Source organism: Sphingobacterium puteale (assembly GCF_003627955.1).
Lineage (GTDB): Bacteria > Bacteroidota > Bacteroidia > Sphingobacteriales > Sphingobacteriaceae > Sphingobacterium > Sphingobacterium puteale.
Genome location: NZ_RBWS01000006.1, coordinates 339,424 through 360,947, shown reverse-complemented (window position 1 = coordinate 360,947; position 21,524 = coordinate 339,424). Strand labels below are relative to the sequence as shown.

The 21,524-nt window shown below is 40.7% G+C and carries 27 protein-coding genes; 18 read left to right on the top strand and 9 right to left on the bottom strand.

All coding sequences use genetic code 11. The annotated features are described in order from the left end of the window. Positions 1–105 precede the first annotated feature (105 nt). From D7322_RS08925 to D7322_RS08915, 3 genes are all read right to left on the bottom strand, one after another. Positions 106–687 carry a hypothetical protein gene (locus tag D7322_RS08925; protein WP_121123347.1) on the bottom strand — a complete coding sequence of 194 codons (582 nt, stop codon included), beginning with the start codon at positions 685–687 and terminating at the stop codon, positions 106–108. A 23-nt stretch (positions 688–710) separates the two neighbouring features. Continuing rightward, the gene (locus tag D7322_RS08920) at positions 711–1,451 is read right to left on the bottom strand and encodes a hypothetical protein (RefSeq protein ID WP_147430343.1); all 741 of its coding nucleotides are present in this window, start codon (positions 1,449–1,451) and stop codon (positions 711–713) included. Between the two features lie 147 nt (positions 1,452–1,598). Beyond that, entirely contained in the window at positions 1,599–2,246 is a 648-nt protein-coding gene (locus D7322_RS08915; protein ID WP_121123343.1) for a transcriptional regulator, read from the bottom strand. Positions 2,247–2,511: 265 nt separating this feature from the next. On the opposite strand from D7322_RS08915, the gene D7322_RS08910 reads away from it, so the two are divergent. Then, positions 2,512–2,742, top strand: coding sequence for a hypothetical protein (locus D7322_RS08910; RefSeq protein WP_121123341.1), 231 nt, complete (start codon positions 2,512–2,514; stop codon positions 2,740–2,742). 57 nt (positions 2,743–2,799) lie between these two features. Here the strand turns inward: D7322_RS08910 and D7322_RS08905 are convergent, their stop codons facing one another. Next, entirely contained in the window at positions 2,800–3,060 is a 261-nt protein-coding gene (locus D7322_RS08905; protein WP_121123338.1) for a hypothetical protein, read from the bottom strand. Between the two features lie 279 nt (positions 3,061–3,339). Here D7322_RS08905 and D7322_RS08900 point away from each other — a divergent pair, with 279 nt between their 5' ends. From D7322_RS08900 to D7322_RS08850, 11 genes are all read left to right on the top strand, one after another. Next, a complete protein-coding gene (locus tag D7322_RS08900) occupies positions 3,340–4,143 on the top strand; it encodes an SDR family oxidoreductase (protein ID WP_121123512.1) in 804 nt (267 codons plus the stop codon). A gap of 63 nt (positions 4,144–4,206) precedes the next feature. Continuing rightward, positions 4,207–5,130, top strand: a complete 924-nt coding sequence (locus D7322_RS08895) for a helix-turn-helix domain-containing protein (protein ID WP_121123336.1) — start codon at positions 4,207–4,209, stop codon at positions 5,128–5,130. Positions 5,131–5,383: 253 nt separating this feature from the next. After that, positions 5,384–5,965, top strand: coding sequence for a Crp/Fnr family transcriptional regulator (locus tag D7322_RS08890; protein ID WP_121123334.1), 582 nt, complete (start codon positions 5,384–5,386; stop codon positions 5,963–5,965). Positions 5,966–6,028: 63 nt separating this feature from the next. Then, on the top strand, positions 6,029–7,114 hold the full coding sequence (locus tag D7322_RS08885; RefSeq protein WP_121123332.1) for an NAD(P)H-dependent flavin oxidoreductase: 1,086 nt from the start codon (positions 6,029–6,031) through the stop codon (positions 7,112–7,114). A gap of 171 nt (positions 7,115–7,285) precedes the next feature. Beyond that, the gene (locus D7322_RS08880) at positions 7,286–7,822 is read left to right on the top strand and encodes a YceI family protein (RefSeq protein WP_121123330.1); all 537 of its coding nucleotides are present in this window, start codon (positions 7,286–7,288) and stop codon (positions 7,820–7,822) included. A gap of 11 nt (positions 7,823–7,833) precedes the next feature. Continuing rightward, positions 7,834–8,052: a tautomerase family protein gene (locus D7322_RS08875; RefSeq protein WP_121123328.1), complete on the top strand. Its 219-nt coding sequence runs from the start codon at positions 7,834–7,836 to the stop codon at positions 8,050–8,052. A gap of 4 nt (positions 8,053–8,056) precedes the next feature. Then, complete coding sequence (locus D7322_RS08870) at positions 8,057–8,791, top strand: SDR family NAD(P)-dependent oxidoreductase (protein ID WP_121123326.1); 735 nt, start codon at positions 8,057–8,059, stop codon at positions 8,789–8,791. Beyond that, on the top strand, positions 8,791–9,249 hold the full coding sequence (locus D7322_RS08865) for a nuclear transport factor 2 family protein (protein ID WP_121123324.1): 459 nt from the start codon (positions 8,791–8,793) through the stop codon (positions 9,247–9,249). The genes D7322_RS08870 and D7322_RS08865 overlap by 1 nt, the downstream gene beginning before the upstream one ends. A gap of 196 nt (positions 9,250–9,445) precedes the next feature. Next, the gene (locus tag D7322_RS08860) at positions 9,446–10,303 is read left to right on the top strand and encodes a helix-turn-helix domain-containing protein (protein WP_121123322.1); all 858 of its coding nucleotides are present in this window, start codon (positions 9,446–9,448) and stop codon (positions 10,301–10,303) included. Positions 10,304–10,412: 109 nt separating this feature from the next. Further along, the gene (locus D7322_RS08855) at positions 10,413–10,826 is read left to right on the top strand and encodes an OsmC family protein (RefSeq protein ID WP_121123320.1); all 414 of its coding nucleotides are present in this window, start codon (positions 10,413–10,415) and stop codon (positions 10,824–10,826) included. Between the two features lie 5 nt (positions 10,827–10,831). Beyond that, complete coding sequence (locus tag D7322_RS08850) at positions 10,832–11,875, top strand: alpha/beta hydrolase (RefSeq protein ID WP_121123318.1); 1,044 nt, start codon at positions 10,832–10,834, stop codon at positions 11,873–11,875. 50 nt (positions 11,876–11,925) lie between these two features. Here the strand turns inward: D7322_RS08850 and D7322_RS08845 are convergent, their stop codons facing one another. Both D7322_RS08845 and D7322_RS08840 read right to left on the bottom strand, forming a co-directional pair. Next, complete coding sequence (locus D7322_RS08845; protein WP_121123316.1) at positions 11,926–12,702, bottom strand: LytR/AlgR family response regulator transcription factor; 777 nt, start codon at positions 12,700–12,702, stop codon at positions 11,926–11,928. Next, positions 12,699–13,712 (bottom strand): sensor histidine kinase, encoded by a 1,014-nt coding sequence (locus tag D7322_RS08840; RefSeq protein ID WP_121123314.1) that lies wholly within the window; start codon positions 13,710–13,712, stop codon positions 12,699–12,701. Before D7322_RS08840 ends, D7322_RS08845 begins: the two co-directional genes overlap by 4 nt. Before the next feature lie 340 nt (positions 13,713–14,052). Between D7322_RS08840 and D7322_RS08830 the strand changes: the two genes are divergently transcribed. From D7322_RS08830 to D7322_RS08810, 5 genes are all read left to right on the top strand, one after another. Further along, positions 14,053–14,793, top strand: a complete 741-nt coding sequence (locus tag D7322_RS08830; protein WP_121123310.1) for an SDR family NAD(P)-dependent oxidoreductase — start codon at positions 14,053–14,055, stop codon at positions 14,791–14,793. 168 nt (positions 14,794–14,961) lie between these two features. Beyond that, positions 14,962–15,828 carry an AraC family transcriptional regulator gene (locus tag D7322_RS08825; protein ID WP_183078652.1) on the top strand — a complete coding sequence of 289 codons (867 nt, stop codon included), beginning with the start codon at positions 14,962–14,964 and terminating at the stop codon, positions 15,826–15,828. Positions 15,829–15,982: 154 nt separating this feature from the next. Then, positions 15,983–16,408: a YybH family protein gene (locus tag D7322_RS08820; RefSeq protein ID WP_121123306.1), complete on the top strand. Its 426-nt coding sequence runs from the start codon at positions 15,983–15,985 to the stop codon at positions 16,406–16,408. Positions 16,409–16,437: 29 nt separating this feature from the next. Further along, a complete protein-coding gene (locus D7322_RS08815) occupies positions 16,438–17,190 on the top strand; it encodes an SDR family oxidoreductase (RefSeq protein ID WP_121123304.1) in 753 nt (250 codons plus the stop codon). A gap of 296 nt (positions 17,191–17,486) precedes the next feature. Continuing rightward, positions 17,487–18,446, top strand: a complete 960-nt coding sequence (locus D7322_RS08810) for an NADP-dependent oxidoreductase (RefSeq protein ID WP_121123302.1) — start codon at positions 17,487–17,489, stop codon at positions 18,444–18,446. Between the two features lie 118 nt (positions 18,447–18,564). Here the strand turns inward: D7322_RS08810 and D7322_RS08805 are convergent, their stop codons facing one another. Further along, positions 18,565–18,915 carry a winged helix-turn-helix transcriptional regulator gene (locus tag D7322_RS08805; RefSeq protein WP_121123300.1) on the bottom strand — a complete coding sequence of 117 codons (351 nt, stop codon included), beginning with the start codon at positions 18,913–18,915 and terminating at the stop codon, positions 18,565–18,567. A 174-nt stretch (positions 18,916–19,089) separates the two neighbouring features. Between D7322_RS08805 and D7322_RS08800 the strand changes: the two genes are divergently transcribed. Continuing rightward, positions 19,090–19,671 carry a TetR/AcrR family transcriptional regulator gene (locus tag D7322_RS08800; RefSeq protein ID WP_121123298.1) on the top strand — a complete coding sequence of 194 codons (582 nt, stop codon included), beginning with the start codon at positions 19,090–19,092 and terminating at the stop codon, positions 19,669–19,671. 55 nt (positions 19,672–19,726) lie between these two features. On the opposite strand, the gene D7322_RS08795 is transcribed toward D7322_RS08800, so the two are convergent. Together D7322_RS08795 and D7322_RS08790 are read right to left on the bottom strand one after the other, a co-directional pair. After that, positions 19,727–20,176, bottom strand: coding sequence for a nuclear transport factor 2 family protein (locus D7322_RS08795; protein ID WP_121123296.1), 450 nt, complete (start codon positions 20,174–20,176; stop codon positions 19,727–19,729). A 9-nt stretch (positions 20,177–20,185) separates the two neighbouring features. After that, positions 20,186–20,932 (bottom strand): SDR family NAD(P)-dependent oxidoreductase, encoded by a 747-nt coding sequence (locus D7322_RS08790; protein ID WP_121123294.1) that lies wholly within the window; start codon positions 20,930–20,932, stop codon positions 20,186–20,188. Positions 20,933–21,524 lie beyond the last annotated feature (592 nt).

Genomic DNA, 21,524 nt, shown 5'->3' with positions numbered 1-21,524 from the left:
AGGATATATTCAGCTAAAACTGAGCGAATAAAGCTTGTAGATGAGCGAATCGGAGGATTTTAATTAGGGATGGATAATTTGAACGATAAATAACGGAATAGCTTATTATGGTTGTTTTACAGTTTTATTGCCATCAAAAGTGTAAATTCCGAAAGGATAAGTCACCTGCCTTTCGTCGAATAGGTTAAGCTCAGTCCTAAAATCTCCATTTGGCAAATAATTGGTGACGGTAAAACGATACGTTTTTATTTCTGGCAATGTCATTATGTCGACTGCTGGTTCATCGGGATTTCGGAGCCGATTCATTGCGTATAAAAAAAGCTGCACTTCGTGCTCGCCTATTGTAACTTTACTCCGGTCCAATGCCTCTTTTGATTCTAAAATGATGATAGAAACTTCGTTTTTCCGTTCAATAAAATAAATTCCATTTGTCGTTATGCTATGAAAACCAACGCTTGGCGTATATTGGGAATAGGTCATTTGAATACGGTCTTTATCCAGAAAATATAAATAGATGTCAGTGGAAAATATTATTCCGCCAGGCTCATCTATCCCATGGCTTTTGCCGACATGCCAAACCTTTCCCTTCAGGTCTACGCTGTTTACAAATCCATTTACTGGGGACTTACTTTGCCCGTTGCATATTATAAGCGGAAAAATTGCAAGTAATAACAAGTTTTTTTTCATGGCTAGATGATTTGATTTTTATACTATAGTTTTATATTAAACAAAACAGCTGTAAGTACAATGATTAAAAATACAATGGAAAACACAAACAATAAATTATATAGCATTACTCCCTGCGGATAAAAGCGATCGTTCGCCAAAAAAAACTTGTGCTGCGTCGGATCATTTGGGTTATAATACAAGACGGGCTCTTTCGCTATATTTTTTTGGGTTACCCTATTTAACAGTTCAATCTGCATTTGTTCAGGGCCCCGCTTTCCCCAAATTGGGAAAAATGAATACAGCTTTTCGGCCTTAACAATCTTTTTTCCATAGGACTGTCCATCGGCGGTAAACTGGTATTCCAGATCGAGATATGCGTATTTGGTCCGCCCGCCCTGAAATTCACACACAAATTTCAGGATGGACGGTGTTACCGCTACCCAGCTTGAATGCGTCACGCTAAACTCTTTCCGCTCCAAATACGGACTCATGGAAAAGACGGTAACGATAATAACATAAATAAGGACCAACAAAACGACAAAGGCACTAAGCTTACTCATTTGCATATTAACGGGTCTACCGTTGACTTCATATTGGGCTTTCCTGCTGCCATCCAGATTGCTTAATTTGCCAATAATTATTTTTCTCAACGGAAAATAGAGCGCAAAAGCGCCCATTAGCGCATAGATCAAATAGCGGTAGCTATTCATTACAAAAACAAAGACAATCATGAAGCCGACAAGCACCAAACATTGAACGATCTTCCAAAATATTTTCATCATGTTTTATTTAAATGGTCCCATGCTACATAGACGAACATCTGCTCGCTTGCCCGACTCTCACTATATGAGCTTCAGGGCGGCCCTGAGCGCAGGAAAAAAATCTCTAAAATCTCTGTTTACTTTCCGAAATTCAAACCAAACAGATAACTAATTGCGCGCTGGATATGTCGGTGCGGGATAATCCCTGTCGACATGCATTTGATTAATCAAAATCTGCTCGATTAGGGTACGCATTCGCTTGTCATTGACCGCAATTTTCACCATTTTGTTGTTGTAATAATGATCGCCTTTAAATTCGCTTTCAATTTTTTCCGCAAATGCGGACGCCAGCGATTTATACTCAAGTACAATCTTCGTTTCCTTTTCTGCTATTTTTCGTACGGTCAACGTCCAGATTACCCCATACTCAGGAAAGAAAAAGATTTTTCTTGGTGGCTTCACTCTTGATTTTTTATCCTTTAAAGTATAATGATACAATATATGAATACTTGGTTTGGAAACGTCATTTGCTGCTGCTGAGACCAATTTGTTATATTCTTTTTCATTATCAACAAGAGTTTCAATGCTTATCCCCTGTTCTTCAATTTCAAAACTCGCCGTAGTATCTGTACTCGCTAAGGGTCTGATCAGCATTTTACTATCCAGCAACTGGTCGGAAATATCTGGAATAGCTTCTTTTACACGGTCAAAACTTGCAGCTAAATGTATCGGAACCAATTTTGTTGTCACCGTTTGCGCACGGAGGCTACCGACCGCGGCGATAAAAAGAAGTGTTATATACGAATGTTTTCTCATCTTTATTGTTTTAAATTAAGTCATGGCGTTCTCTTGAACGTTATTTCTTCAGGGAAATTACAGTTTTTGCCAATCGTATCCTCGTATTGTTTAATATTTGGCAGGTAACAATTACTATTCGCTAGCGATATCTCGATTTTAGACCTGTCAAGATCGCCCCCTTACTTTACATGCGATTCTTTCTTCCGCTTTCGGAATGCAGCATTCATATTCAGGGGCATGATAAACAGAATAGCTAAACCTTAAAAATAAGAATTTATAAACCATGATTTATAATGAAAACGCAATGGCTGCATTTGGGAGAAGATACAGAGCTAATTTTATCAACTCGTCGGGCGGATTTAAAAGCTTGGTATCGGTTGGGACCAAAAACAGCGGCGGAAGTGAAAATCTAGCCATCTCACCCGAATTTGTGCATGAGACGCATCAATGTAGTGCAAAATATCCAAAAGGTGTCGGTCTTGATAGTTGCCATACAACTAGCCGGATTGAATGATTGCCATATGCGAAGCCTTAGGCAACCTTGGGCAGCTGTACAATCGTCATTTTGGCCTCAAAGGCGATATCGAAGCGATAAATTGCGCCAAATCTCTGTCGCAAAGTGCTGATCCGAATGCCTGTTTTCAAAAAACCAGCAGTCACCTCTTTTTACTAATTTTTGCTCAATTCCGTCGAGCAAAATTGGCAGTTCCGTATCGAGCTTTGATAAAGACTTTTTCAGCAACACCAGCTGATAATCCTGTCCTTTGTAAGTTAAACGGAACACCTGTGAACGATGTGGTTCCCCGCTTATCCCGTCAATTGTCCCTTGCATAAATATAGATCTTCTAAAATTTTCAACATACAGCAATTACGCCAATACGAATACGCCAAAAAATATAAAACCGAGCAATAATCAGCTTAACATTGCATTATTTTTATAACGAATATCAACAAATAATCGTGCCAAAGTCGATGAATTTTCCGCTCCATTGGCGATGATTTTTTTCACACATTTTGATTTCGTCATTTTGGCTACAATCAAGCTCAATTTGGAAACAGATACCCTACGCCTTCTTTAGACATTTGTGGTATGGAATCAAACAATAACACGATGCAAAAGACAATTTTCATTACAGGAGCTTCTTCCGGTCTGGGAAAAGCAACTGCCAAACTATTTCAACAGGCGGGTTGGAATGTGATCGCAACCATGCGAAATCCCGAAAATGAAACCGAACTTACCGAGATCGAAAACATTACACTATTAAAATTGGATGTTACCGATCCTGCCCAGATCAAAGAAACTGTAGCAAAAGCAATCTCTTTAAGCAAAATTGATGTCGTTTTCAATAATGCAGGTTATGGGTTAATGGGAGCGTTTGAAACATTGAGTGACGAAAAAATACTTCGCCAGATCAACACGAATCTGTTGGGGGTATTGCGCGTTACACAAGCCTTTATTCCCCATTTTAAAGCACAGAAAAGTGGTTTATTTATTTCGACCACATCAATTGGTGGATTTATGGGATTCCCGCTACATTCCATGTATCATGCGACAAAATTCGCTTTGGAGGGCTGGAGCGAAAGCATGTCCTTTGAATTGAAAAAGTTTGGAATAGCAATCAAAACAGTTGCTCCGGGCGGAATAGCAACAGATTTTGCTGGCCGTTCTTTGGATATGAACCGAACTTCCGACTATCAGGACATTGAAGACAAACTGTTCGAACAAATGGGTTTGATGATGCAAAATGCATCCACGGCCGAGCAAATTGCCCAAGTGGTGTATGAAGCCGCCACGGACAATAAAGACCAAATACGTTATCTGGCTGGCGAAGATGCACATGCGCTCTATGAAAGACGACTACAAATCGGAAAAGAAGCATTCAGGCAAGAAATCGCAACACAATTTGAGGCCTAATTTTTTAAATCAGCAACTGCCTCTACAGGCAGTTGTTTTTTGTAAATTTGTATAACAAAAACGATGCATAGTATCAATTCCATATCCGAATTTCATCGGCAATTGTCCTTGCCGGCTCCTTTACATCCACTCATCAGTGTCATCGATGTAGCTGGAATTAAACCTGATGAAAGCGACATCTGGGAGCAGTTCTACATAAATTTCTATAGCATTTCCTTAAAAAAAGATGTAACCGCAAAATTAAAGTACGGCCAACAATATTACGATTTCGACAAAGGAACAATGAATTTTATTGCGCCCAAGCAGATCCAATCGTTAACGATTGCCGAAATCAGAAAGATGAATGTCGAATGTGGAAAAGGTTACATGCTCCTATTTCACCCTGATTTTTTGTATACCCACCCCCTAGCTACCAAAATAAAAAACTACAATTTCTTTTCGTATGCGCTTAATGAAGCATTACATCTTTCCGAACGGGAAGAAAAAGACATTATAGAAATTTTTCTTAAAATCGAACAGGAATATCAGCATATCGACAAGCATACCCAAGGAATTATTTTGTCGCAAATTGAAATGCTCTTGCAATACAGCAACCGTTTCTATGAGCGTCAATTTATCACACGAAAAGCGGTTAACCATGCGCTGCTGACCCAATTAGAAAAATTGCTGGATAATTATTTCGACAGCGAAGAAACCCTAAAACAGGGGCTTCCGACCGTAGAGTATTTAGCAGAGGGCCTCCATGTTTCGGCCCGTTATTTAAGCGATTTACTACGTTCAGTTACCGGTAAAAACACACAGCAGCACATTCACGATAAGTTAATTGAACAGGCCAAGGAAAAACTCACGACAACAAGCCTATCCGTGGCAGAAATTGCCTATAACCTCGGTTTTGAACATCCACAATCGTTCAACAAACTGTTTAAGAAAAAAACCAATGTTTCACCTTTAGCATTCAGGCAGATGTTTAATTCTTCTTCCAACTGAAACGGTCGCTTTTATTTACACGCTTAAATACCTTGGCCTACGCAGACGTGCCAAATGAACAGATGAGCAACGCGAATACATTGTATCTGCTTTTGTGGAGTATTGCAATCTGCGGTCATGCACGATCAAACAAAAACATAAAAAACTTTCGTGTGAATGGAGTGAGTTTTTTTCAGTAATTTGGATTTATAAAAATCTATATCGTCTAATTTCATGTCAAAAAAACGATATAATATGTTAAGTTAAGTCAATTATGGATGCCAAAGAAATGCTACGGGCACACATCGCCAAACATGCTATGCTCACAGATCCTGAATATGATTATGTATTTGAGCATTTTAAACCGCTGTCATTCAAAAAAGGACAGGTAATTATTCAGGAGGGTGATCAGGTAAATTATGAATATTTTGTAATTACGGGCTGCTTAAAGACATTCTATATCAATGAAGATATAAAAATGCACATCCTACAATTTGCTATGCCTACCTGGTGGGCGTCTGATTATAATGCCTTATATACGCAGTCCAAAGCGACTGTAAACCTGGACTGCATAACGGATGTCGAACTATTGTGCCTATCGAATGAAGACCGGGAAAAACTATGTGGTGAAATTCATCAACTGGAACATTTTTTTCGCTGGCGCACAAATGGTGGCTACGTGGCTTCCCAAAAACGTCTGCTATCCTTCATGAATAATAATGCCAAGACCCGATATGAAGAGTTACTGCAAATGTATCCCCAATTGTATAACTTAGTCCCGAAACACTTGATAGCGGCTTATCTAGGTGTGTCCAGAGAAACCCTGAGCCGTCTCTATAATGCCCAAAAAATGTGATCTAGATCACCTTGGATTGACTTGGTTAATAGCTTATTTTGGAAATAATTAATGCAGTTTAACATGTGGAACAACACAAAAATCAGTCAGTTATTGGGTATCGACTACCCCATTTTGCAGGGACCTTTTGGAGGTAATCTCTCTTCGGTCGAATTGGCGGCCGCCGTGTCCAATGCGGGCGGACTGGGCGGATTTGGCGCTTATACCCTCAGCCCCCAGGAAATTGTCGATGTCAACGATAAGATAAAATCCGCAACGGCTGGTCCCTATAACCTGAATCTGTGGGTGTCTGATACGGATATGGCCGACGATGGTATTTCTGATCAGCAATATGAGCGAGCCAAGGCAATCTTCGAACCTTATTTTAATGCGTTGAACATTGATTTCCCTACGAAACCGGCGGCATTTCAATCTCGTTTTGCAAATCAGCTCGATGTGATATTGGATATCCGTCCAAAGGTTTTCAGTTTTATATTTGGCACTTTGCCCGTATCCGTAATGGAAGAATGCCAAAGCAAAGGGATCATAACTATAGGGACGGCGACAACGTTGGATGAGGCAATTGTTCTGGAGAATTCAGGTGTAGACGCCATCATCGCATCTGGATTTGAAGCAGGGGGGCACCGTCCCTCCTTTCTTGAAAAAGCCGAATCGTCCCTAATGGGTACATTCACACTTTTACAACTGATCCGCGAAAAAGTGAAAACCCCGGTTATAGCTGCCGGTGGAATAGCAAATGCAAAAGGAATAACCGCAGCTCTGATCTTAGGCGCGGATGCTGTCCAAATCGGAACGGCCTTTCTGGCCTGTGAGGAATCGGGTGCTATTCCACTACATCGTGATATGCTTTTTTCTGACCATGCAAAATACACCACCCTCAGCAGGGCCTATACCGGTAGACTTGGACGAGGGATTCGTTCTCTTATAACCAAACAATTGCCGGACGGCGAAATAGCAGCCCTCCCCTTTCCACTACAGACATCGATCATGTCTTCACTCCGAAAAGCTGCACTGGAACAGCAGTGGCCAGAATTTCTCTTCCTATGGAGCGGTCAGATCGCACCGATACTGAAACACCGAAATGCATCTGAACTGATGCAATCACTAATAAGAGAAACGACGGAACATGCTGACTTATTCAAAAAATAAACAGCAGGGAGAGCAATTCCCACTAGAGCAGATTCCCCTCGCACAAGTTGCTTTCATCAAATCATCCTACTTTACAGTAGAGAATCAGAATGTGACATAGGTCACGTTATCAGTTCAACACAGTAGCGTTACTTTGTAGTATAATTTTTTCAACAAATTAAATACAAGGTAATGAAAACACAAAAAATCATCATTTCAACGACAGAAAGCCGGATCAACTGGGTAGGCAAAAAAGTAACTGGCAGCCACAATGGTACAATAAATTTAAAAAGCGGTCAGCTCACATTAAATGACGGGGAAATTACAGCTGGGGAATTTATAGTAGACACCAGATCCATTAAGATAATGGATATAACAGATCCTGTCACGAATGCACAATTTGCCGGACATCTGGCTTCTGAAGACTTTTTTAATTCCGAAAAATATCCAGAAGCCAGCCTGATTATATCATCTTCAAATCATAATAGCTGCACCGCTGATCTGACAATTAAGGGAATTACACAGAAAGTAACATTTAACATTGATGTTATTGTTAATGACCAAACTTTGGCGGCGAAAACAAGCGTTGTAATAGACCGGACTAAATATGACATGAAATTCCGTTCGGGCAACTTTTTTCAGAACCTTGGGGACACGTTGATCTACAACGAATTTGAACTTACTATTTCATTAACCGCCATAGCGAGCGAAAGTATCGCTGTTGCATAATAAGCAAAGATATGCCATTTATAAAAATAGAATTAACCAAAGAACATATTACCCGCGAACAAAAGCAACAGCTTATAAAAGGAATTACCGACCTGTTCACAACGATCTTGAACAAGGATCCCCACTTAACACATGTGGTTATCCAGGAAGTTGAATTGGACGACTGGGGCTACGCCGGTGAGCAAGTATCAATATTACGTGAAAACGGCATTACTGCCGATAAAAAATAGAACGATGAACACACAAACAATTATCATAACAGGAGCTTCGTCGGGTATTGGCGAGGCAGCGGCCAAATATTTTCTTGACCGAGGAGACAATGTTGTCATCAATTCGGCAACCCCCGAAAAGCTCGAACAAACGTTTTACAGGCTAGGTGGTGGTCCACGGCTGGCCCGGGTTGCCGGCGATATCAGTCATAAAGAAACTGGAGAACAGCTCGTTGGTCTGGCTCTAAAACAATTTGGCAAAGTGGATGTATTGATTAACAATGCCGGCATTTTTGGGAATAGACCATTTCTAGAGGTGGATGAGAATTACCTTGACACTTTTTTAAACACCAACTTGAAAGGAACATTTTTTACCACACAAGCTGTAATGCCGGAAATGTTAAAACAGGGACACGGCGTGGTCATCAATATCGGGACGCCACTGGTGAACCATGCTTTGGGAGGTGCTCCCGCCACAGCACCTGTGGCAAGCAAAGGCGCCATCCATGCGCTCACTATACAATTAGCGGCTGAATTCGGTTGCCGAAATATTCGGGTCAATACAATTGCTCCGGGCGTGATCCGAACTCCGATGCACGGCGAAAATGGTGATAGCATGGCCGGTATACATTTGGTCAACCGGATCGGTGAAGTAGATGATGTCGCAGAAATGATTTACACAGTTGCAAAAAGCAACTTTATTAATGGTGCGATCATTAATGTCGACGGCGGTATGGGCGCCGGCCACAATTTAAAATAATGAAAATAATTATACTAACAGCTTTGCTTTTCGGTTTACGCCCGGATAGCAAAGCACAAATTAACACCGCGATGAATAATACAAATATGAACAGCTTAGCAATCAAAACGACCCTGGAGGATTACTATTTCCAGGGAATATATTTAGGGGATGTGCAACGCTTGGAACAGGCATTTTACTCCGATGCTTTACTTCTAGGTGATGTAAAGGGACAGCCTTATTTCAAAAGACTAGCAGAATATCTTGACGTGGTGGCGCATCGCCAAAGCCCAAAGGACTCTAGTCAGCCTTTCCATGGCGAAATTATCAAAATTTCTGTCATAAACTCAATTGCTGTAGCAGAAGTGAAAGTTAAAATGTACCATTATTACTACCATGAATTCCTTTCATTTCATCATATCAATGGCCAATGGCTAATCGTAAATAAGATGATGACAGACACAATGGATCAAGCATAGATATGGCTATTTTACAAAAATCAAACTTTAAGACTGTAGCGTTAGGCAATAAATTCATTCTTCAATATATGAAAGCTAATTGATGGGAAGAACGAGTGATATCTTTATTATTTTTTCTGAAATCTGCTGCAAATTATATCGTTTATTTTAGTTTTATAGGCAAAAGAGATACATTTGAACATAAACAAACGTCCTTATGAACAGTGCTACCTCCATTTTCGAATCGAAATATAAGAAATTAGGCCTGATTTCTTTTGATTCCTCTTCCCTGGATCTTGTTAACGGCGAAACTTTTCGGCATTATATCAAAGTATTGCTCGTTCCAGCGGGTTATGCACTGACCGTGGACTTCACTGCTTATGAAACCCAAAATCCCACATTGCTTTTCATTAATACCAATCAATATCTTGACGTTCAGTCGGCCAATGAAAATAAAGCCTTTTTAATCCATTACAACAGGGATTTCTACTGTATTCAGATCCACGATGAGGAGGTCGCTTGTGACGGGCTGTTGTTCAATAATATTTTTGAAAACCCGACAGTGGATCTGCAGGGCGATGAACTGCAAACAATTTCCCAACTATTCGCTCAGATCAGCGATGAGCTTCATGTTCAGGATCGCTCTTCAGAAGAAATGATCAGAACATACCTCAAACAGATTATCATCCGTGCGACGAGGCAGTGGAAAAAGCAGAACCTCCAAAACGAAAAGCTTGACCTCGTCGGCACGGATCAGGATTTTTTCAGGAACTTCAGCCGGTTGGTAAATATCCACTACAAGGAAAAACACAGTGTGGCCGATTATGCAGACCTGCTGAATCTGGCGCCGAAAACGCTTTCCAACAAATTCCATAAACTGAATCTTGAAAATCCGAACGAGATGATCAAAAACAGGATCGTCCTTGAGGCCAAACGCCTGCTCCTTTACAGCGAGCTCACTATAAAGGAAATCGCTTATCAATTGGGTTATGAAGACCCGGCTTACTTCAACCGGATTTTTACGCAGAAATCAGGAAAAACTCCTGCGGCTTTTCGGAAAGAAATTAAAAATTAGACCACAAAAGGAAAAAAGTACAATTTATATCGACTTTTTACTCTTTATTTTGATTGCCTATATGACATATCTTTGTCCTATAAGAAATTAACAATCAAAAATAAAGCGTATGAAACGTAATGCAACGGCCGTTTGGAACGGCACCATCAAAGAAGGAAACGGACATCTGACAACACAAAGTTCCGTTCTGAACCAGACCCAGTATTCATTCAACAGCCGTTTCGCTGAAGGCCTAGGCACAAATCCCGAAGAACTGCTTGCTGCGGCCCACGCAGGATGCTTTACAATGAAGCTGAGCCTGGATCTCACACAGGCTGGTTATACTCCTGAAAGACTGGAGACAAAATCCATCATTACCTTAGATAATGGAAAGATCACACAGTCCGAACTGTTACTCGATGCAGAAGTGGACGGCATCTCGGCCGAAGAATTTGAAAAAATTGCCAGAGAAGCAGAAAAAACCTGTCCAGTAAGCGCAGCATTCAGCTTCAAAATCATTTTAAACATCAACCTTAAAAAATAATCACAATGAAAACAATCTATTCAAAAGTTTTAACATTGGCGGCACTCGCCATCTTAAATTCCAATATCATGGCACAATCAAACCCAGCATCTCAGGACCCCAACATTGGCCGGGAAACAAGAGCATTCTTAAAAGCTTTGAACGGCGGCGGCGGAAAACCGCTGGAAACCCTCTCACCGAAAGATGCCAGGCTGGTTCTGGTTGGAGCTCAAAAATCGGTAAGCTTCGATTATTCCGATATCCAGGAGTCCGAAAAAACAATCATAGCGGACGGACAGACCATAAAAATCCACATCGTAAAACCCAAAGGTGCACAGGCCGGACTACCCGTATTTATGTTCTTCCACGGCGGTGGATGGGTATTGGGAGACTACCCTACCCATAGAAGACTGGTTCGTGACCTGGTTGTCAACAGCGGTGCGGTAGCCGTTTTCCCGGATTACACCCCATCTCCGGAAGCCAGATTTCCGGTAGCCATCAATCAGGCTTATGCCGCGACAAAATGGGTCGCCGAACATGGAAAAGAAATCGGAGTTGACGCAAGTAAGCTTGCTGTTGCCGGAAACAGTGTCGGTGGAAACATGGCCGCAGTGGTTTCCTTAATGGCCAAAGACAACAATGGTCCCAAACTAAAACAACAGGTGCTCCTATGGCCCGTAACAGACTCAGACTTCAGCAGAGCTTCTTATACAAAATTTGCGCAGGAAAGATTTTTGACAACCCCATTGATGAAATGGATGTGGGACAATTATCTGCCTGACTTGAAAGAGCGGGACAACAAATACGCCTCACCACTGAAAGCTTCTCTGGAAGAACTGAAAGGTTTGCCTCCCGCACTTGTTCAGGTGGCCGAGAATGATATTTTGCATGATGAAGGTGTCGCATATGGAAGAAAATTGGATGACGCCGGTGTGCCAACCACTATTACTGAGTATAAAGGCTTTATCCACGATTACGGGATGCTGAATCCGCTGGCGCACATCCACGCTGTACAGGAATCCGTGCTGGATGCAGCAACTGTTTTGAAAAAAGCACTGTTTGCGAAGTAAAATACCCTGCATTGCCAAAGAATAACACCAGATGGTTTCACTTTTTGGTGTTATCTGGTTTTTGTCGTCCCCCCTTCCAACCATCTCAAGAAATCTGAAGAATTCGCTTTGCTGACAACAATAGTCTCTGGTGTTTCTACTGTAAGTCTACAAATAAGCTTTCGGGAAAAAAATCGTTCTATATTTGCAATAGAAAGGCGATTAATAATATACTGTCGATTCGCCCGGTAAAAAGATTCAGGATCGAGCATTCTCTCGAGCTCATCCAATGTCGAAGCCATGAAGTATTGCTGGCTCGTTAGCGTTATAATCCTGATCACTGTATTCTCCAAAAATAAGCAGGCAATATCATGTACTGAAATTGGTATTATCTTCTCACGCTGCTCCACGAGTATTGACTTTTTGTAAGAAGCCTTAAATTTTTCACTCAAGCGGTCAATAGATCTTTTTAAAATGGCCGGCTCAAAAGCAGATTTTAAACGCTTGAGCTTTCCAAGGGCCTTCTCAACCATCACCTCAGTGATTGGTTTCAATAAATAACTAACGGCATTCGTTTCAAAGGCATCAAGCATATATTCGTCATAGGCCGTACAAAAAATGATCGGGCTATTTACAGTGACTTCGCTATAGATCTCAAAACACATCCCATCCGCCAATTGAATATCTGAAAATATCAGATCAGGAGAATCATGTTGTTGCAAATACTCAATACTCGCTTTCACAGAGTCAAGAATAGCTGTAACTTCGTTTTGTATATCAAGCTTTACCAAAATCCTTTCGAGCTCTTTGGCAGAATTTATTTCATCTTCTATGATCAGAATTTTCATGATTTTATAATGGGTAACTTTACGCTGAACACAGCCGTATTCTGCTCTATAATGATATCTTGTTTAAATAAAAGCTGATAACGGTTTAATAAATTATTTAAACCAACGCCAGTCGAATGGTAGTTAGTTTTCTTTGGCAGCAGGCTATTGCTGACAATAATATTTTCGGAATCATTATATACATCTATAGCTAATGGACTATCAAGGGAAGCTACATTATGTTTAATTGCATTTTCAAGCAGCAACTGCAGGCTCAGTGGCGGGATCTTCGTCGGCAAGATACATTCGTCTATCCGAATGTTTATATTTAAAGAATTGCCAAATCTAGTTTTTATAATATATAAGTAGGAATTTATAAAACTCAATTCACTTTCCAGAGGAACAAGGTTCAATTTATTATGAATGAGCATATACCGGTAAACGTTTGCAATTTCAGAGACATAATCCTTCACTTTTACATCGTTTGTTATTGCACTTAAGGTGTTCAACGTGTTAAACAAGAAATGTGGATTCATTTGCTCTTTCAGATTGGATAAGTTAGCTTCCAGCTGCGATCGATTGAGCTTCTCTATTTCCAGACGACGCCTTTGGCTTTCTTCTACCAATTGCAGATAAAAAACTACAAAGAACTGCACAGTGCTGACCAATAAGCACCGTAGAATGACCAGGTACCAATTTAGATCCTCTTTTGCAATAGTAAAAGAAGATTCTTTAACAAATTTGTTGAAAATTACATCGACTACGATAGAAGTCAAACAGATAATCAAAGCGATAACTATAATTCTTAAAATATATTCTACCACAATCCATCTCGCCGCAAATATGTTGCGGTTAAGATAAAGGTGAAGGAGAAAAGCCAGTATCCCTGCAGTAAACGTATATCTGATTGTACGAGCGGCTAAAAACAAATTACCTGAGTGCAGATCTTCTGAGGTCAATTTTATCGGCAATATGGCAAGTCCTATTGCCAATGAAATTATCACACCCAATATTCGATACTGTTTTGACATACGTTATTTTTAAATAGAAGAAAGCAAAAAAACATCAAAGAAAACTTAGAAATGCATGAATTAAAATCCCAGATAGTACCCGATCGCTGTCATAAAATCTGTTCAATAAAGATTCATTTAGTATCTGGTCAAAGGTACTAATTCTCCTCTTTTCGTAGGAATAAATAATAGCTTTGCCCGCCTGCTTCAATCGGCAATTTGCCCGCTTCATCTTAATTTCCCGTACTGATCGAACCTGATTTATCTTTATTTGCATGATACATAATGATGATACTGTGTAAATTTTAAGTCATAGCGTTAATCACATTTTAAAAAGATATCATAAACAAGCATTATTTATATGAGAACAGCATTAATAACCGGAGCAAATAAGATAATCTCCCTTGAAATGGCAAGAAAGCTAGCTGATGAGAATTATTTTGTCTATATTGGATGTTCTGACCTTGCAATCGGTGAACAAGTCGTCAAAGAACTCGCTGCTGAAGGTATTGGCACCGTAGATATTTTTTATGTAGACATCAGCAGCGAATCCTCGATAGACGCAGCGGGGCAAGAAATCGGCATACTGATCAATTCTTTGGATGTTCTGATCAACAACACCATTGATACGTTCTTTATGTCAACGTATGGTCTATCAGCTCATCCTGATTCCGGAAAAGGAATTTTTGAGGTTAACGATGCCGGGACCAAAGGCATTGTCAACAAATTAACTGAACTGCTAAGAAAATCCCTAAGCCCCAGAATAGTGAACGTCATATGGACCTCCAGTACACGAACCGGCACAAACCAATCCGCTCAAACATTCTTTCACCACCGCCTACCGGATCTTCAGCCTGCTATAGAACTGATGAGGTTGCAGACAGCCCATGTTGTGAATAAACCTCGAAAAACGAATTTTAAGATTGACACCATCGTCACGAGCGTCACGGGAATTGATCCCCATGATCATCAAGTCATTCAAAAAGTTAAAAATGAAAGTATTGATATCATTAAATATGCTTTAACCGGTAAGAAAGATCTTGGAAGCATTGCTGTATCCCTTGATATCGGTGGCGATGATAGCACCTGTGCGGCAGTGTGAATACTCGGAAATCCGGTCGAAAATACCATCCGTGACCAAAGGCCTTCCGAAATTCGTTTATAGATCTTATGGTCTATATATAAATAATTAGAAAATCAGGGTAATAAAATGCGATCGATAGGAATTCTTAAAGTATATGAACTAAATTTGAATTTAAAATTGCGCCACATGCCAAAAAGAGATCCCATTTTAGTGAACAGCATGGATTCCAGCAGCAGCATTGCCGTTGGAATATGGGACGGTTCAACGCCGGGCATCCTAAAAGCGCTGAATCCGCATCGGCATGACCATTATACCTGCATGCTTGTTGATGCGGGACAGCTGGAAGTCCTATTTGATTTTGAACAGCTGACCATGCCTGCAGGAACACTTTTTGTCTGCCCACCGCACCAGGTACATCAGATCACCACGGCTTTAGGGGCATCTGGCTATTACATTTCTTTTGAAGGTCATCATATGACCAGGTCAGCCAAGGACATACTTGATGCATCTTTAAATGAAACCATTATATTGTCACTCTCAGCGCCCGAGCAACAATGGTTTACGGCAATCCTAGACTCCCTGAAAAATTTGGACCGTATAAACAATACCGCAAGTAAGGAAGTGCAACAGCCCTTGCTGTCAGCTTTTATAGCCCAGGCAGTAATTTGTCACCAGCGCAAATTAGCAGCTGGTTCCATAAGTCATAGCCCCCGGGTTATAAGTATAACCAACGAATTCAGAAATCTTGTAAGGAGTGATTACCGCAGTCTTAAACGCCCCTCAGCATATGCCCAAAGGTTAAATATCTCCGTGGCCCACCTAAACGATGTTGTTAAAAAAGTGACGGGCTTATCTGCATCGGCACTGATCCAGAAGGAAATACTAAGCGAAGCACAGCGCCTGCTCTATTATTCGCGATTGAGTATTAAGGAAATTTCGGTCCAGCTAGGTTATAAAGATACCAAGTATTTTATCAGGCTTTTCACAAAAAAAGCTGGCCGATCACCGGGTGATTACAGAAAGACACTACGTTCCAATCCAGACCTGGATTAGACGATCCTATCCTATTGAACTTAGACCCTGCTTCTTTTTTTGTCCACCTTTTACCTTTGTTTGTCAGTTTTCCTGCATTCATTTTTTGATCAATTTTGCACTATAGATACACTGTACGGTATAGTATATCGCATAATATTAATTCTTAGGTGTTATGGAAGGTCATAATTTGGCAGAAAGTCCGACTTATAAATTATCAACCACCCCTGAAGGAATTGTCGATTCTCTTTTGGATCATTTTAATTCCAGGGATATTGAAACCATGCTCGGCTTCTATGAGGATGATGCAGTCGTTATCAGTACCAGCGGTGAGCCCAAACGCGGAAAAATAGCGATCGCCCATGAGCTGCAGCAGTCCTTCGGTTTTGGATTGCCGATAGAAATTGTTGCCAGGAATATTTATTCGACCGATAATCTGGCCTCATTGGTCCTGCATTGGAGAATCACTGGGACAGGAAATAACGGCGAAAAAGTAAATATTGCCGGAACTTCAAGCGATTACGTAAAGAAAGGACGGGACGGATATTGGCGGTGCTGGTTTGGAAATCCATTCGGCGTACAGGTGCGCAGCTTATTTTAATCAATTTCACAAAATTAAATAGTTCACATATGAAAATTTTAGTAATCGGTGGTACAGGTCTTACTGGAAGGCTGGTCACAAAAAAACTGGCAAACCTTGGTCATCAGGTAATCATTGGTTCACCTTCACATGGAGTAGATCTCATGACCGGAGAAGGTCTTTCGCAAGCATTGGAAAATACGGAAATAGTAATCGATCTATCCAATTCCTCCTCTCCTGAAGAAGAAAATGCAATCCGCTTTTTTCAGACCGCAGGAAAGAATCTGGTAAAAGCGGAGCTGGCTGCAAACATCAGGCATCACCTCGTACTTTCCATTGTCGGAACAGACGATGCGCTGGAGATAGGATATCTTCGCGCAAAGAAACATCAGGAAGACAACATCAAAAACTCGGGAATACCTTATACAATCATTCGTTCAACACAGTTTTATGAGCATACTGATGCCATCATTGCCGTTCAGGGACAGGCTGACGAGGTATTCGTTTCGAAGATCGACTACCAGCCCATTGCCCTGGAAGATGTCACAGATTACATTGTACAGTTTGCACTCGAAGAGCCTAAAAATGGTACGGTAGAGATTGCTGGGCCTACAAGGGCAAATATGGATGATTTTGTGGCAAAATATATTGCGATATCCGGGAAGCCCATAAGGGTTGTTTCTGACGAGGACAGCAAATATATGCATCTTGTTGTTCCTAGATCACTGCTCGTCCCTGCTGAAAAATATAATGCAGGCAAGATTCATTTTGAGGACTGGGCGTTAAGTACTTTGGAAAATTAAATTCGGTTCTTAACGTGTCCATTATATTATAATTGCTTCCTAAATAAAAAGATGCAGGCATTTACTGACCTGTATCTTTTTATTGTACAGCATGCTGGGCTCATACAGCTATTTAAATTGGCCTTACTTGATCAAGAATTTTTGATTGATAAGAGCTTTCGGTGCTCCATCATGGTTTGACCTCTTTAAAAAGTTTTACTGACAAACAACGCCCGGCGCTTAGTATCATTGATGATATTGCCAATAAATTGACAGTGCAATCTTCCTAATTTTGTATTAGTTTTTAATACAGAAAAATGAAAGCAATTATTTTAAAAAAACAGGGCGATATTTCGCAATTGGAATTAAAAGATCTACCCATTCCAAGTCCTGGAAAAGATGAAGTATTAGTAAAAGTAAATTCCATAGGGATTAACCCAACAGATATTTATGCTAGGGAAAATGTAGCATTAGATTATATATTTAACGGTGAATCACCAAAAATACTGGGCTGGGATATCGCAGGTGATATTGTGGAGCTGGGTGAAGGTGTCTCAGACTTTGCAGTAGGAAACGCAGTTTTTGGTCTGCTCAATTTCCCGACTTCCAGCAGCCCGGGACATGCCAAAGGGTATGCAGAATATGTAGTTGCCCGTGTCAAGGATATTGCGCTGAAACCAGAGAGTATCTCTTATCAGCAAGCTGCGGCCGCACCTCTTGCAGCTTTAACGACTTGGCAACCTCTAAATAAAGTCAAAATTAAATCCGGAGACCGTGTTCTGATTACAGCAGCAGGTGGCGGAGTCGGGCATCTGGCCATACAGATTGCAAAGAGCTTCGGAGCATATGTTATTGCGATAGCCTCAGGTTCAAAAAAAGAGCTTCTTATGGAACTTGGTGCGGATGAATTTATAGATTATCAGACAACAAATTTTCTGGATATCCTTCAGCCTGTGGATTATGTAATTGAGGCCTTGCGTGATGAGCATATCGAGCAGACCATCAAGGTGCTAAAACAGGGCGGTAACCTACTGAGTTTATGGAACCACATCGAGGGAACAAAATGGGAAGTTTTGGCAAAAGAAAAAAATGTAAACATTTTCTACAACGCAGTAATATCAAGTGGAACGGACATAAAAGCTTTGGCCCATTTAATGTCCAAGGGTATCCTTCGACCGCACGTTTCAAAAACATTTAAACTTGAAGAAATGGCGCTAGCCCATCAGGAAATGGAGACAAACCATACAACCGGTAAGATTGTTGTTAGTTTGCAGTAGGTTTGCAGCATGATAACTTTTGGCAGATATACTGCTTGATGTTCCGGTAACAAAAAATCTTATCAATTCTGATAAGATTTTTTTGTTTAAAAGCCAGAAGACAAACTTGTTGAGATCGCTATACACTTTCAATAATTAATTTACGGTGCCTTTTTCCCCACTCGATCATCTGGTTTATCAGTATAGCGTATTCTTTGGAATATTCGGTAAATTCGTATTCGATGATGACAGGACTGTCAGAATACGCTGTTCTTGTAATAATCTTATTATCCAGAAGCTCTTTTAAACTCCTAGATAGCATTCTTGTGGTAATCCCCGGAATACTGCGTTGGATATCCTTAAAATGCTTATTGCCACTGCAGATTGAAAACAGAATAGGCAACTTCCACTTCCCTCCGATTACATATATTGTGTCCTGCAGGGCCCGCGTATTTTCTGCGGTCAAAGGAATGACATTAATATCTTTCATATTTTTTTATTAAAATTATTAAAATATTTTCAATGATCAGGCAGTCAACTCACTGATTTTCTGCCCTTAAATTCAAATCACAGGTGGTTCCACCTGTGATACCGCTAGGCTAACGGTTAATAATAAAACCTTAAATTTGTCTATCAAGTGGTATGCATTACAGTTTTTATTACGATGGGCCGAAAAAAAAATTTTATTGAAGAAGATATACTGGACAGATCGATTGTTCTTTTTCAGCAGCTGGGTTATCACGCAACCTCACCTGAAGAACTCGTCAACCATCTTAAGATCAGCCGCTCAAGCCTATATGCAACATTTGGTGACAAACGCGGTCTTCTAATAAGGGCTCTCCATCGGTACTCAAAATTAACCACTGACGCCCTTGAACAGATCAAGCGCAGTGCCAAAAACCCCAGAGAGGGTATCAGCAAGATCTTCGATCTCGCTGTCAAAGGATGCTACCAACCCGGAATGCCCAATGGATGTTTCCTTGTGAACTCCATCATTGAGTTCGGTCCGCACGATGAGCAGGCACTCCAGATCATCCAACAAAGCTACAATGACAGCAGGTATGCAATCTTTCATTTCCTGGAAATGCTAAAGAACTCCTCTCCTTCGCACAGTGATATCGATATGGAGACTATTACCGATTACCTGGTCAATACCATGTCAGGAATGGTCGTATCCACCAAAGCGGGTATGGATGAAGAGGCCTGCCGCAAAATGATCGAGCAAACACTTTCCATTTTAAAATGATAAAAAACCGGGTTCCATTTCCGAAACCCGGTTCCCCTTATTAATTGATAGTAGTTTAAACTAAAATATCCAATATGGTTCTTTTAAGCTGTAGTCTGGTGATCTTCCATCCTTTTTCTGTTTTAAGTAGTTCCAGATGGTAATGACCAAAACCATGCAGCTTTTTGTAGGGAATCTCTTCCCTCTGCGCAAAGTTGATCAGATCTTCCATTGCCCATATCGCTGTGGCACGATGTTCGGGCAACAGTTCAATTTCTGGGCTATGCACGTGATGGGCAGAGCGGGCACCTTCCAGCACAGGTGCGGTTACATTCACCATTTCTTGGGGACTGTTAAACTCAAAAAGCCGCTCGCCTTTTTCTCCTTCGAAGAGCATATGGGCATTTTCGTCAAATAATTCTTTAAAGGAATTCCACTGCTTTGTATCGACAAACCTGGTGTAGCGGGCCATTACTTTTTTGATCTCGACAATTGCAATGAGATCTTCATGATTTAAATTTTTCATAGCTATACTTTATGCGCTGATACCGCCGTCAATTACGATACTGCTACCGGTAATATAGGAAGATTCAGGTCCGGCAAGGAAGTTTGCAAGTGCAGCAATTTCCTCAACCTTTCCAAGACGCTTAAGCGGAATAGCATTTGTATAAGCCTGACGGATCTCCTCTTCTTTGGGCATCATATCTGTATCAGTTGCGCCGGGCAGAATTGCATTCACCGTAATATTTCTTGGGCCAAGATCCCATGCAAGCCCTCTGCTGTATGCCGAAACCGCGGCTTTGGTCGCAACGTAATCAGCCATGCCGGGGCCTCCAATTCTATTTCCACCAACGGAGCCTATGTTGATGATTCTTCCGCCATCGGGCATGAATTTAATAACTGTTCTAACCGCCTCAGCTACAGCGCGGATATTCACGTCTATCATCTTATTGTAGCCTTCAGCCTGAAGGGAAGCTTGGTCAATTGTTCCTGGAATGGCAACAGCGGCATTATTTACAAGGATATCAATCTTTCCGAACTTGGCATTAGCCTGCCCCAGTGCACTTTCTAAACGTCCTGCCTCTGAGGCATCAGCATGGATGGCAAGCGCTTTTACCCCCTGCGCTTCTATTTCCGCTACAATCTTTTCTGCTTTTTCTGCTGAGTTGGCGTAGGTGAATACGACATTGGCTCCTTCAGAAGCAAAACGTCTTACAATTGCTTCTCCCATTCCTCTTGTACCGCCTGTTACAAATGCGGTCTTATTTTCTAGTGTTTTCATTTGTTTTAAAATATATTTCAATTACTGGAATTTTAGTTCCAAAATTAGTCATTATGAGGATCACTTTTTAAGTTGGTATCACCAATGATATTTAAACCAGCGGCCTTATAAACTAATTTCTAACTTTGTAGATCCGATGTAATTAACTTTTCGGTTTCCCGAAAACCATATACAATACAGAAAAAAGCATTATAAAAGTGACAATATGTGAAGGAACTAGAAAACCACAAAGTAGGCATCTCGCTCTGCTGTCGGGTTTAAGTCTATTCTTAAATCTGCTACTTTCCAATGTCCCGGGTCTTTAGGTAGTTGTCGGTCAAAAGGTTGTTTGCTAAATAATGAGATAGTTTTAAGTGCTGTTGCACAAATTGAAGTATTAAAACTTTCGTTTTTTAGAATTTCGATTAGTGGCCCGGGAGTGATTTTTTGCTCCTGGTTTTTAATAGCCCACCAATGCCTCAATACGTTAATTTAGGCCGAGTGATGCACACTCTGTGAATATTATAAAGGTATGACAAAGCATTTTTCGTAATTAATAAACAATTTGCCAAAACTTATCATTCCTAAAGTAAATAACACGATATTGCAATAT

Coding starts and splice junctions, on each gene's coding strand:
- D7322_RS08910 (WP_121123341.1), top strand. CDS start 2,512: ATGATTTATAATGAAAACGCAATGGCTGCATTTGGGAGAAGATACAGA.
- D7322_RS08795 (WP_121123296.1), bottom strand. CDS start 20,176: ATGAAAAATTTAAATCATGAAGATCTCATTGCAATTGTCGAGATCAAA.
- D7322_RS08805 (WP_121123300.1), bottom strand. CDS start 18,915: ATGAAAGATATTAATGTCATTCCTTTGACCGCAGAAAATACGCGGGCC.
- D7322_RS08810 (WP_121123302.1), top strand. CDS start 17,487: ATGAAAGCAATTATTTTAAAAAAACAGGGCGATATTTCGCAATTGGAA.
- D7322_RS08900 (WP_121123512.1), top strand. CDS start 3,340: ATGCAAAAGACAATTTTCATTACAGGAGCTTCTTCCGGTCTGGGAAAA.
- D7322_RS08845 (WP_121123316.1), bottom strand. CDS start 12,702: ATGAAAATTCTGATCATAGAAGATGAAATAAATTCTGCCAAAGAGCTC.
- D7322_RS08885 (WP_121123332.1), top strand. CDS start 6,029: ATGTGGAACAACACAAAAATCAGTCAGTTATTGGGTATCGACTACCCC.
- D7322_RS08865 (WP_121123324.1), top strand. CDS start 8,791: ATGAAAATAATTATACTAACAGCTTTGCTTTTCGGTTTACGCCCGGAT.
- D7322_RS08825 (WP_183078652.1), top strand. CDS start 14,962: ATGCCAAAAAGAGATCCCATTTTAGTGAACAGCATGGATTCCAGCAGC.
- D7322_RS08860 (WP_121123322.1), top strand. CDS start 9,446: ATGAACAGTGCTACCTCCATTTTCGAATCGAAATATAAGAAATTAGGC.
- D7322_RS08895 (WP_121123336.1), top strand. CDS start 4,207: ATGCATAGTATCAATTCCATATCCGAATTTCATCGGCAATTGTCCTTG.
- D7322_RS08830 (WP_121123310.1), top strand. CDS start 14,053: ATGAGAACAGCATTAATAACCGGAGCAAATAAGATAATCTCCCTTGAA.
- D7322_RS08800 (WP_121123298.1), top strand. CDS start 19,090: ATGGGCCGAAAAAAAAATTTTATTGAAGAAGATATACTGGACAGATCG.
- D7322_RS08850 (WP_121123318.1), top strand. CDS start 10,832: ATGAAAACAATCTATTCAAAAGTTTTAACATTGGCGGCACTCGCCATC.
- D7322_RS08790 (WP_121123294.1), bottom strand. CDS start 20,932: ATGAAAACACTAGAAAATAAGACCGCATTTGTAACAGGCGGTACAAGA.
- D7322_RS08880 (WP_121123330.1), top strand. CDS start 7,286: ATGAAAACACAAAAAATCATCATTTCAACGACAGAAAGCCGGATCAAC.
- D7322_RS08855 (WP_121123320.1), top strand. CDS start 10,413: ATGAAACGTAATGCAACGGCCGTTTGGAACGGCACCATCAAAGAAGGA.
- D7322_RS08840 (WP_121123314.1), bottom strand. CDS start 13,712: ATGTCAAAACAGTATCGAATATTGGGTGTGATAATTTCATTGGCAATA.
- D7322_RS08875 (WP_121123328.1), top strand. CDS start 7,834: ATGCCATTTATAAAAATAGAATTAACCAAAGAACATATTACCCGCGAA.
- D7322_RS08890 (WP_121123334.1), top strand. CDS start 5,384: ATGGATGCCAAAGAAATGCTACGGGCACACATCGCCAAACATGCTATG.
- D7322_RS08870 (WP_121123326.1), top strand. CDS start 8,057: ATGAACACACAAACAATTATCATAACAGGAGCTTCGTCGGGTATTGGC.
- D7322_RS08925 (WP_121123347.1), bottom strand. CDS start 687: ATGAAAAAAAACTTGTTATTACTTGCAATTTTTCCGCTTATAATATGC.
- D7322_RS08820 (WP_121123306.1), top strand. CDS start 15,983: ATGGAAGGTCATAATTTGGCAGAAAGTCCGACTTATAAATTATCAACC.
- D7322_RS08815 (WP_121123304.1), top strand. CDS start 16,438: ATGAAAATTTTAGTAATCGGTGGTACAGGTCTTACTGGAAGGCTGGTC.
- D7322_RS08915 (WP_121123343.1), bottom strand. CDS start 2,246: ATGAGAAAACATTCGTATATAACACTTCTTTTTATCGCCGCGGTCGGT.
- D7322_RS08920 (WP_147430343.1), bottom strand. CDS start 1,451: ATGATGAAAATATTTTGGAAGATCGTTCAATGTTTGGTGCTTGTCGGC.
- D7322_RS08905 (WP_121123338.1), bottom strand. CDS start 3,060: ATGCAAGGGACAATTGACGGGATAAGCGGGGAACCACATCGTTCACAG.